Annotated in this window: 11 protein-coding genes; all 11 read right to left on the bottom strand. The window is 36.5% G+C overall.

Features of this window, described 5'->3' with window-relative positions; all coding sequences use genetic code 11:
* Nucleotides 1-820, bottom strand: an 820-nt coding sequence (gene ftsY / locus BEN26_RS11430; protein ID WP_181482278.1) for a signal recognition particle-docking protein FtsY, incomplete at its 3' end; no start/stop codon positions are given.
* 12 nt (nt 821-832) lie between these two features.
* Nucleotides 833-4405, bottom strand: a complete 3573-nt coding sequence (smc, locus tag BEN26_RS11425; protein ID WP_069799685.1) for a chromosome segregation protein SMC — start codon at nt 4403-4405, stop codon at nt 833-835.
* 203 nt (nt 4406-4608) lie between these two features.
* Nucleotides 4609-5313, bottom strand: coding sequence for a ribonuclease III (gene rnc / locus BEN26_RS11420; RefSeq protein ID WP_399168416.1), 705 nt, complete (start codon nt 5311-5313; stop codon nt 4609-4611).
* 10 nt (nt 5314-5323) lie between these two features.
* Entirely contained in the window at nt 5324-6565 is a 1242-nt protein-coding gene (gene fabF, locus BEN26_RS11415; RefSeq protein WP_069799683.1) for a beta-ketoacyl-ACP synthase II, read from the bottom strand.
* A 93-nt stretch (nt 6566-6658) separates the two neighbouring features.
* On the bottom strand, nt 6659-6892 hold the full coding sequence (acpP, locus tag BEN26_RS11410; protein ID WP_068724502.1) for an acyl carrier protein: 234 nt from the start codon (nt 6890-6892) through the stop codon (nt 6659-6661).
* Between the two features lie 52 nt (nt 6893-6944).
* Nucleotides 6945-7685, bottom strand: a complete 741-nt coding sequence (gene fabG, locus BEN26_RS11405; RefSeq protein ID WP_069799681.1) for a 3-oxoacyl-[acyl-carrier-protein] reductase — start codon at nt 7683-7685, stop codon at nt 6945-6947.
* 13 nt (nt 7686-7698) lie between these two features.
* On the bottom strand, nt 7699-8634 hold the full coding sequence (fabD, locus tag BEN26_RS11400) for an ACP S-malonyltransferase (protein WP_069799679.1): 936 nt from the start codon (nt 8632-8634) through the stop codon (nt 7699-7701).
* An 11-nt stretch (nt 8635-8645) separates the two neighbouring features.
* Nucleotides 8646-9644, bottom strand: a complete 999-nt coding sequence (locus BEN26_RS11395; RefSeq protein WP_069799677.1) for a beta-ketoacyl-ACP synthase III — start codon at nt 9642-9644, stop codon at nt 8646-8648.
* Complete coding sequence (plsX, locus tag BEN26_RS11390; protein ID WP_069799675.1) at nt 9631-10644, bottom strand: phosphate acyltransferase PlsX; 1014 nt, start codon at nt 10642-10644, stop codon at nt 9631-9633. The genes BEN26_RS11395 and plsX overlap by 14 nt, the downstream gene beginning before the upstream one ends.
* 19 nt (nt 10645-10663) lie before the next feature.
* Complete coding sequence (fapR, locus tag BEN26_RS11385) at nt 10664-11236, bottom strand: transcription factor FapR (protein ID WP_069799673.1); 573 nt, start codon at nt 11234-11236, stop codon at nt 10664-10666.
* A gap of 137 nt (nt 11237-11373) precedes the next feature.
* On the bottom strand, nt 11374-11547 hold the full coding sequence (rpmF, locus tag BEN26_RS11380; protein ID WP_068724514.1) for a 50S ribosomal protein L32: 174 nt from the start codon (nt 11545-11547) through the stop codon (nt 11374-11376).
* Nucleotides 11548-11552 lie beyond the last annotated feature (5 nt).

Below are 11552 nucleotides of genomic sequence, written 5' to 3'. Positions count from 1 at the left end.
CCAATTTAGTTAAGACCAAACCTGAAACACCTGCAGATTCTTTAAACAATTTGGCTTGTTGTAACGCATTCTGGCCAGTCGTTGCATCTAAAACTAATAGGACTTCATGAGGTGCTTCAGGAATCTCTTTTTTAATCACGCGAAAAATTTTATTTAACTCCTGCATTAAATTCACTTTATTATGGAGACGTCCAGCCGTATCACATAGCAGTACATCCACTTGCTTTGATTTTGCTGATTGAATGGCATCGAAAATCACAGCAGCTGGATCAGAACCTGCTTGATGTTTAACGACGTCTACCCCTACTCGTTCTCCCCAAACTTCTAATTGCTCAATCGCTCCTGCTCTAAAGGTGTCACCTGCAGCCATCATCACCTTTAATCCTTCTTTTTTTAATTTGTGAGCCAGTTTGCCAATCGTAGTGGTTTTCCCAACTCCATTTACTCCTACAAAAAGAATAACGGTTAAACCTTCAGATTGAATATTTAATTCATTTGATTGCCCATCTTTTAAAAAGTTTACGATTTGTTGAGTTAGAATAGGTTTTAACTGATTTGCATCTTCAATTTTTCTAGTTTTTACTTCTTTTCTTAATTGTTCGATCAAGTCAAGAACTGTATGAACACCAACATCAGCACCAATTAAAATTTCTTCTAATTCTTCAAAAAATTCTTCATCAATTTTTTTGGTACGAACGATTAAGTCTTCCATTTTTTCTACAAATGAATCTCTGGTTTTAGATAATCCCTCTTTAAACTTTGAGGTAACTTCTTGTGTCTTATTGGCAATATTTTCTTTTAATTTCTTAAAAAAACCCATATTTAATCCCTCCTAGGCCAATTGCATCGACTTTTCCTTTTCTTCTAATTTGACTGAAACCAATCGAGAAACCCCAGATTCCTGCATGGTCACTCCATACAACACATCAGCGCCTTCCATTGTTCCTTTTCGATGAGTTACGACAATAAATTGTGTATAGGAACAGAATTCTCTTAAATATTCAGCAAATCGATAGACATTTGCTTCATCAAGTGCTGCTTCAACTTCATCAAGAACGCAGAATGGCACTGGTTTGACGCGAAGGATTGCAAATAATAAACCAATCGCTGTTAAGGCTTTTTCTCCTCCAGATAATAAGGCTAAATTTTGTAGTTTTTTTCCAGGGGGCTGTGCAACAATTTCTATTCCCGTTTCTAACAATTGATCTGGGTTAGATAATATCAGATCAGCCCTACCGCCACCAAATAGTTTGGAAAAAACGATTTGGAATTGTTCTCGAATCGCTTCAAAACTCTCAATAAATCGTTTTGCCATCTCCTGATCAATTTCTTTAATCACTTGATATAACGTTTGTTTTGCTTCAACCAAGTCATCTTTTTGTGTAGATAAAAATTGATAACGCTCAGATACTCTTTCAAACTCCTCTATAGCTCCGAGATTGACTGAACCTAGACCTTGAATTTTTTCTTTTAATTCTTTCACTTGTCTTTTTACCAAGTCGATATTTTCAACTTTCATTACCTGTTGTCGTGCCCATTCAAAGCTCATTTGGTATTCTTCTGTTAATTGTGTTAATAAATTTTCTAATTCAGTATCAAGGCGACTTATTTTTACTTCACATTGATGGATACCAGATTCCACTGTCTTTAATTTTTTTCTGATTTCTTTTGCATCAAGCTCTTCTGTTTCAATTTCTTGAAGCATTTTTGTACGAACGTTTCGTTTTTCTTCGATTTGTTTTTGGAATTGTTCCTTTGATATTCGTAACTCCTTAATGGTGTCACTAATTGTAGATTCATCTTGTTTCTGTATGATCAATTCATTTTCTAATTGAATCAAAATTTGTTGTTGTTGTTCTAGTGAAGCTGAGGCCTCCTTCAAATCTGTATCTAGTCTTACAACTAATGATTGACTGCTATCCTTTTCTTGTTGCAAACGAGCCAGATCGATTTTTAAATCTGTGATCGTTTTATTGGTTTTTTCCTTTGTGGATTCATCTTGTTTTCTAATCGATTCTGCCTCTTCAATATTTTTTTGCAGTAGCTTTTCCTTTTTACCCTTTTCTTCAAGGGTATTTTTTAATTCTTCCTCTTTCGTATGATAACTGTTCCATTCGTCTTTTGATTGTTCGATTTCTTGATAGATAATCATCAAACGCTCTTCAATATTTTTTAATTCAATTTCAATTTGTTTATGCTTTCCTAGAAGTTCTTGTTCTTTGATCCGCTCTTTCTCACCTTGATTACGAATTCTCTCCAATAGTTCCTGTGTCGAATGAATATTTAATTTGATTTTTTCCATATCAACTTTTTGATTGGATAACTCTTTTTTTGTCTGTTCAATTTGCTCTGTCAATTCATCAATTTCTCGTTGTCGGCTTAATAAATTGATATTTTTTCTTTGCTGGCTTCCTCCAGTCATCGACCCCCCTGGGTTGACAAGATCACCTTCTAAAGTAACGATGCGATAACGATATCCTAATGTTTTTGCTATTTCATTAGCCACTTTTAGATCGGAAGTGATGATTACTTGTCCCAAAAAATATTCGATAATATCCTTGTATTGTATATCTACTTCAATTAAATCGATGGCAACGCCAACATAACCATTGACCTGTTGAATTTTACCTAAATCATATGAACTTATTTTCTTGCCTTTGATGACATCGATAGGTAGAAATGTAGCTCTCCCAAGTTTTTTATCTTTTAAATATTGAATGGCATGTCTGCCAACACCTTCATTCTCTACAACAATATACTGTAAAGAACCACCTAAAGCGACTTCAATCGCTATCTCATATTTTTTGGGGACCTGAATCAATTCGGCAACTGCACCATGAATACCTTTAAGTTTTTGAGTTTCCCGGATTTTTAGTATTTCTTTAACCCCTTGGTTAAATCCTGAGAAATCTGCCTGCATTTCCCTTAGTACTTGTTGTCTGGAATTTAAAGCATCTAACTTTTGTTGTTGATCTAATAATGTTGCTTGTTTTTCTTCTTGTTGCTTTCCTAATTCCCGTTGTAAATGAAGCTGTTCACGATACTGTTCGGAGAGTTGTTCAATTTCGTCCTGAGTATGTTGGATTTCACGACTAATATTTTCCAACTTTTCAGCATGCAATTTCTTTTCTTTTTCAATTTGCTCTCTCTCTCCATTTAACTTATCAATACGGTAGGTAAGACTTTCTTTAGAACTCGCCAAATGACGAATCTCATTTCGAACGGTTGCCATTTCATTTAACAGTTCAAAATATTCTTCTTTCAAACCTTCTATTTTATCTTCATGATTAGCGATCAGTTGACTTAAGGAACTTTCTTCATTCGCTAGTTGTTTTGAAAGTTGAATGATCTTCTCTTCTATCGTTTCTAGTCGCTTTTTTTCTTGCTGCAAATGATTTTGAATTTCAATTTTTTTAAATTGGAATTTTTCAAGATTTTGAATCGTTTGCGTTTTTATCGTCTGGTTATTTTTCTCTCTTTCTCGAAAGACTTCTCTTTTCCCCTCTGTTTTTTCAACTTCTTCACTTATGTTGAGTAATTGTTGCTGGAGTTCATCTAGTTCATTTTCCAGTTGGTTAATGTGCCAACGTTTTTCTGCAATAATCGCATCCATTTGACTTAACTGGGAAGTGATTTCGATTTGTTCTTTAGTCAATTCTTTTTTTGCATTTTCAGTGTTTTGCCATTCCAAATGGGCTTTTTCAATATCATGAACATACCATTGTATATTTAATTCCTTTAATTGATTCGCATAATCTTTATATTGTTTTGCTACTTTTGCTTGTTCTTCTAATGGTTCTATTTGATCTTTTAATTCATAGATCAAATCATTAATTCGAACTAAATTTTGCTCTGTCTCATCTAATTTTTTTTGTGCTTCCTTTTTTCTTGTTTTATATTTAACGATTCCTGCCGCTTCTTCAAAGATTCCTCTGCGATCTTCTGATTTAGAGCTCAAAATCTCTTCGATACGACCTTGGCCAATTATGGAATAAGCCTCTTTGCCGAGTCCTGTATCCATAAATAACTCAGTAATATCTTTTAAACGGCAAGGTTGATTATTGATATAATATTCACTTTCACCTGAACGATAAAGTCTTCTTGTAACGGTCACCTCAGAATATTCCATATCTAATGAACGATCTTGGTTATCTAATGTAAGAGATACTTCGCTATAATTAACAGGTTTTCTAGAATCACTTCCCGCAAAAATGACATCTTCCATTTTTGCGCCGCGGAGGGTTTTGGCACTTTGCTCACCCAGAACCCAGCGGATCGCATCCGTGATATTACTCTTTCCACTACCATTCGGACCAATCACTGCTGTAATTCCAGGAACAAATTCAAATTCTGTTCGATCAGCAAATGATTTGAACCCCGATAATTCTACTCTTTTAAGGTACATGCTTTCCTCTCCTTAAAACCTATTTCAATTCTTTTATTTTATCATAATCATGAATGAAAGCCCACAAAAGTGACGATTCCCTTCGAGGTTACTTTTGCTGGTACCATGATAAAAGAAATTTATGCTTTCCAATTAAGAAATGGAAGAAAGTTATACTTTCTTAATCTTTAAAAAAAAAAGGAGCAGTGGTTTGCTCCCTTTTTCTATACGTTAACATCTAATTTTTTTAAAGCTTGTCGAGCTGCCTGTTGTTCAGATTCTTTTTTGCTTTTACCAATCCCATGGCCGTATACCTTTCCTTCAATTTGTACTTCAGAATGGAATTCACGATCATGAGCAGGGCCAATTTCTTCAACAATTTGATATACGATATTTCCTAAGTTATCATGCTGAACAAGCTCCTGTAATTGACTTTTGTAATCATGAACAAGAAAAAAGTCACCGTGATCAATCTTAGGAAATACGTACCTCTCTAAAAATTGTTTTACTGATTCGATTCCTTGATCCAAATAAAGAGCACCAATAAAGGATTCAAATACATCTGCAAGTAATGCAGGGCGAGCCCTTCCTCCAGTCAATTCCTCGCCTTTTCCAAGTAAGATATAGTCCCCGAAATGAAGGAATTCTGCAAAGTCTACTAAAGAAGATTCACAAACGATTGCAGCCCTTAGCTTCGTCATTTCTCCCTCTTTCATCTTTGGAAACTTATGAAAAAGATAGTCGGATACCGTAAGTTCTAATACTGCATCACCCAAATATTCTAAACGTTCATTATCTTGTAAATTACGATTACGATGTTCATTCACATAAGAGGAATGGGTAAAAGCCTGCCTCAAGATTTGGGTATTATGAAAAGAAATACCCAAATCTTCTTGAAGCAGTTTAAAATCTCTTGCCACTATTGTCACCACCAAGTTCCTATTCTTGATATTTTTTCATAATAATCGTTGCATTATGACCACCAAATCCTAGTGAGTTGGATAGTGCAACTTTAATTTCTTGTTTTCTATATTCATTGGGTACGTAATCAAGGTCACATTCAGGATCTCTTGTTTCATAGTTAATCGTTGGCGGGATGATTCCATTTTGTAGGGCCAGCGCCATCGCAATCGCTTCAACTGCTCCAGCAGCTCCTAATAAATGTCCTGTTACAGATTTTGTCGAACTTATAGCCAGTTTATAAGCATACTCTCCAAATGCTGCTTTAATCGCCATGGTTTCAAATTTATCATTCAATTCAGTCGAAGTTCCATGAGCATTAATATAATCTACTTCTTCAGGTTGAATATTCGCCCTTCTTAAAGCCATTTTCATTGCTCTAGCTGCACCTTCTCCACCAGGAGCAGGACTTGTTAAATGATAGGCATCTCCAGTAGCACCATAGCCAATCACTTCAGCATAAATTTTTGCTCCACGACTTAAAGCATGATCTAACGATTCTAAAATCAGAATTCCTGCTCCTTCACTCATGACAAAGCCATCTCGATCTTTATCAAAAGGGCGACTTGCTCTTTTTGGATCCTCATTTCGTGTAGAAAGAGCCTTCATAGAAGCAAAACCGCCGATCGCTAATGGGGTAATGGTTGCTTCAGTTCCTCCAGTGATCATGACATCTGCATCCCCACGTTGAATCATCAAATACGCATCTCCGATCGCATGGGTTCCAGTTGCACATGCAGAAACAGGTGCACTGTTTGGTCCTTTTGCTCCTGTAAATATAGAAACCTGTCCAGATGCCATATTACCTATTAACATAGGAATAAAAAATGGACTAATTCGTTTTGGACCTTTCTCCAGCATGACTTTATGTTGTTCTTCTATTGTTTTTAACCCACCAATACCAGAGCCGATATAAACGCCCACATGATCTGCGTTTGTATCATCTATCACTAAATTTGCATCATTAATTGCCATTTTTGATGCAGCGATAGCAAATTGAGTAAAACGATCCATCCTTTTCGTCTCTTTTTTATCGATATATTCTTCAGGATTAAAATCCTTTACTTCCCCTGCAAATTTAATTGTAAAATCAGCAGTGTCAAATTGAGTAATATAATCAATCCCTGAATTGCCATGAATCAAGTTATGCCAAAATAAGTCGATATGATTCCCAATAGGAGAAACGACTCCCATACCAGTTACAACGACACGTTTATCCATTATTACACCCCTTATGACGCTGTTTAAGGAAAAGAAAGTTATACATTCTTTATTGAGAAGAAAGTCCCGGAAGTTCGGGACTTTATGTTGTACTTACTGATGAGCTTTAATATAATCTACAACTTCTCCTACTTTGGAGATTTTTTCTGCATCTTCATCAGAAATTTCTATCTCAAACTCATCTTCTAACTCCATCACTAATTCTACAATGTCTAATGAATCAGCGCCAAGATCATCTTTAAATGAAGACTCAAGTTTTACCTCTTCTTCATCAACTCCCAGACGATCTACAATAATTTTCTTTACACGATCAAATATATCTGCCACGATCGTTCACCTCCTCTCCAGTATTATACGAAAATGATTAGGAAAAAACTAGTCACATGACCAGTCCACCATCTACATGTAACACTTGTCCAGTCATATAGCTAGCATCCTCAGATACCAAAAATCTGACAACTTTTGCTACATCTTTGGCTGAACCAAGACGAGCTAATGGGATTTGCGATAATAGTTGTGTTCGAATCTCCTCTTTTAGAGAAGCGGTCATATCTGTCTCGATAAAACCTGGGGCTACCGCATTAACAGTAATTCCTCTAGATGCAAACTCTCGGGCCAATGTCTTAGTCAACCCAATTACCCCTGCTTTTGCAGCGACATAGTTCGCCTGTCCCGGATTACCAAGAACACCGACAACTGAAGAAATATTGATGATTCTTCCTTCTCTTTGTTTCATCATTTGCCTAGACACAGCTTTACTTAACAAGAAGACACTTTTTAGATTGGTATCGATGACAGTGTCCCAATCCTCTACTTTCATTCTCATAATTAAGTTGTCCCTAGTAATACCAGCGTTATTTACAAGTATATCAATTTTACCGAATTTGGTTAAAGTCAGATTCACCATATTTTCTACATCATCAGGGTTAGACACATCAGCTTGTACCACTAATGCTACTCTTCCTAACTCCTTTACGAGCTCTGCTACTTCCTCAGCTCTTTCTCTATTTCCCATGTAATTGATAACCACATTGGCTCCAGCTTCTGCTAAAACTAATGCAATCTCTCTACCAATTCCCCGAGAAGCGCCAGTTACAATAGCCACTTTAGAATTCAGCATTGGATTGCCCCCTTTATTTTAAGCTTTTTTTAAAGTTTTCAAATGAAGTAATATCTTCAATCGAATAAGTTTGTATTTGGTTATTAATCTTCTTCACTAATCCTGTTAGTACTTTTCCAGGACCCACTTCAACAAATGTATCAATTCCTTGGTCGATCATCCATTCGATTGAATCAGTCCATAAAACAGGGGACACCACTTGTTCTACTAAATGGTGTTTGATTGTTACAGGATTGGTCTCAGGTTTGCCTGTTACATTCATGACAACTGGAACTATTGGTTCTACTATTTTTGTTTCATTTAAGTAAGATTGTAATTTTTCTTTCGCAGGTTTCATCAAGCGGGAATGGAATGGACCACTCACTGCTAGGGGGATAACTCTTCTTGCTCCCTTTGCTTTTGCTTCTTGGCTAGCCATTTCAACCCCGGTTTTACTTCCAGAGATGACAATCTGATTGGGTGTATTTAGATTAGCTAATTCCACAATATGGCCTTTTTCTGTTATTTCACGGCAGACTTGATCTAATTCATTTTTTTCCATTCCCATAATGGCTGCCATTGTACCTTCCCCATTTGGAACGGCTTCTTCCATCCATTGGCCCCGTTTCTTAACTGCCTGCAAAGCATCTTTAAAAGATATACCCTCTGCTGCTGTTAAGGCACTATACTCTCCTAAACTATGCCCAGCAACAAAATCTGGTCTTACTCCCATCTCTTTAACTACATTCCATATCGCTAAGCTAGCAGTAAGGATTGCTGGTTGTGTATGGACTGTTAATCGCAAATCTTCTTCTGGTCCATTAAACATCAATCCAGATAAAGAATAACCCAGCCATTCATCGGCTTGTTGAAACGTTTCCCTAGCACTTGGGTATTCTTTATAAAACTCGGATCCCATCCCTACATATTGGGAACCTTGCCCTGGAAAAATGATCGCTATTTTTTGCATTTAAATCCTCCTTACTTTTGCTCAAACCATTTTAGAAGAGTTGCTCCCCATGTTAAACCGGCTCCAAAGGCAACGAGCAAGACATAGTCGCCATGCTTGATTCTCTTTTCTTGTAAAGCTTCATCCAAGGCAACCGGAATCGAGGCAGAAGACATATTGCCATAACGATCAAGGTTAACAACGACTTTGTCGCGGTCTAATTCTAAGCGTTGTACAGCATAGTCAATGATTCTTAAATTCGCTTGATGGGGTACAAGAAAATCAATATCTTCTTTGTTTAGACCAGCTTTTTCAATTACACGCATTGGTGATTGTTCCATCGTTTTAACTGCAAATTTAAAAACTTCGCTACCTGCCATCTGAATATAATGTAATTTTTGCTGTACAGTTTCATCGGAGGAAGGCATTCTTGAACCACCTGCTGGTAATTTTAACAAACTACCACCTGAACCATCGGAGCCTAATTCAAAGGATAGAAAACCATACCCTTCTTCGACAGGACCAAGGACAGCTGCTCCAGCACCATCACCAAATAAAACGCAAGTATTTCGATCTGTATAATCTGTAATTTTAGATAATGTTTCTACGCCCACAACAAGAACATATTGATAAGTACCTGATTTAATAAATTGAGAACCTGTGGATAAACCATAAATGAAGCCTGAACAACCTGCTGCTAAATCAAAAGCTGCTGCTCGATTAGCCCCTAATTTATCTTGCAAAATATTAGAAGTTGAAGGAAAAGATGTGTCAGGTGTTACCGTTGCGACAATGATTAAATCTAATTGTTCTGGTGTTATGTTTGCTCTTTCTAAAGCTAGCTTTGCAGCTTCATAAGCTAAATCAGACGAAGCTTGCTCTTTGGAAGCGATTCTTCTTTCTCTAATTCCTGTTCTTGAGACGATCCACTCATTATTGGTGTCTACCATTTTTTCTAAATCAAAATTTGTTAACACTTTTTCTGGAACATACGAACCTATACCTAAAATTCCAACACTATTTGTCACCATTTTGATTCTCCACCCCTTTTGCAATTTCTTGCTCTATTTTTTCGATTACTTGATTTTTCAAAAATAATCTAGCTTGTCGGACAGCATTCATAATCGCTTTGCTATCTGATGAGCCATGTGCTTTTATAAAAGCACCATTTACTCCGAGAAGCGGAGCTCCTCCTACTTCGGAATAATCCAACTTTTTCTTGAAATTCTTAAGTCCTGGTTTCAGTATCGCAGCTGCTAATTTTGTTAATGTGTTATGCATAAATTCCTTTTTTAGCAATTGAAAAACAGTACTAGCAACACCCTCTGTTGTTTTAAGAAGAATGTTCCCAGAAAAGCCATCAGTAATCAGCACATCACATACGCCATTTAAAACATCCCTAGCTTCTACATTTCCGACAAACTGGACTGAAAGTGCTTTTAAGAGTGGGAATGTTTTTTTTGTCAGTTCATTTCCTTTCGTATCCTCTGTACCAACATTTAATAATCCAATTCTCGGATTTTGTATGCCTAAAACTTGTTCCGAATAAATTCTTCCCATTACAGCATATTGAACGAGATGTTCTGGCTTTGGATCCATGTTTGCTCCTACGTCAAGAATTAAAATTTCATTCTCACCCATTGTTGGTAAAACAGGAGCTAATGCTGGCCTTTCAATTCCAGCTAGTCTTCCTGCGATTAATAACCCAGAAGCCATAAAGGCTCCCGTGTTACCAGCGGTAATCACTGCATCCACTTCTTTTTCTTTTACCATTCTTGATGCCACGACTAATGATGCTTCTTTTTTCTTTCTTACCGCTCTAGCTGGTTCGTCCTCAGTCAAAATCACTTCTTCCGCATGTTGAATGGTCAAGTTCTTTGGGAAGGGTTCAGTTTTCACTTTATTGATTTCTTCTGTTTTGCCAACCAGGACAATCTCAATATCATTAAAACGTTTTGCGGCATCAGTTGCCCCTTGTACTGTACTCTTGGGCGCAAAATCACCGCCCATAGCATCAATCGCAATTTTCATGACGATCCTCCTATTCAAGCTATAGTCCCTTGGATCGATAAACCGTAAATTTTCCTTTAAACACAATCTCATTTCTCACAAAGGTTTCTACTTCTATTTCGCTTCGATCAAAATGTTGGTCGATCACTTTTGCTTTAGCGACAAGTCTTTCATTTAAATAAACAGGTCGAATAAAACGAATCTCAGCTTTAGCTGTTAACGCAATTTCTTCATTGATTAACGCGACAGCTAATGAATTGGCCTGTGCAAATATATAATGTCCTCTAGCAATTCCCGTTTTATTAAAAACTTGATCCTCTTGAATTTCCATCATCGAGATTCCGTATTGATCCAATTGTAAATCGAGGATTTCACCGATCACTTCATTTATTTGTAATGATTTTACATGATCATTATTCTCTTTAGCCATCGATTTTAGCCGTTCTCTTTGTTCTGGAATTCCTAGCTCCATTCGATCTAAGCGAATCGTTTGAATACTCACCTGAAACTTCTTTGCTAGTTCTTCATCAGTTATCAACGGATTTTCATCCACCACATTTTTTAATTCTTCTTGTCTTTTCTTTTTTGGAATTCGTGCGATGGTAATCACCACCTAATCTTATCACCTATTTTTAGTATCAGGTACTAATTAGTATAGTAAAAAAATACCGCTTTTTCAAGCGGTAAAGGAAAATTAAGTATAACGATTAAAATAGAAAAGCAAGAACATTGTGTCCTTGCTATCTGAGATTATTTACTTATAACTTCTTTTCCTTTGTAAGTTCCACAATTTTTACATACACGATGAGCTAATTTATACTCACCACATTGTGAGCATTTTACCATTCCTGGTACTTCCAATTTAAAATGAGTACGGCGCTTATCGCGACGGGTTTTAGAAGTTCTTCTAAAAGGTACTGCCATGAATC

Source organism: Tepidibacillus sp. HK-1, from assembly GCF_001748485.2.
Classification (GTDB): domain Bacteria; phylum Bacillota; class Bacilli; order Tepidibacillales; family Tepidibacillaceae; genus Tepidibacillus_B; species Tepidibacillus_B infernus.
Note: the sequence above shows the minus strand (reverse complement) of the source record. Positions and strands in the feature narration are given on the sequence as shown.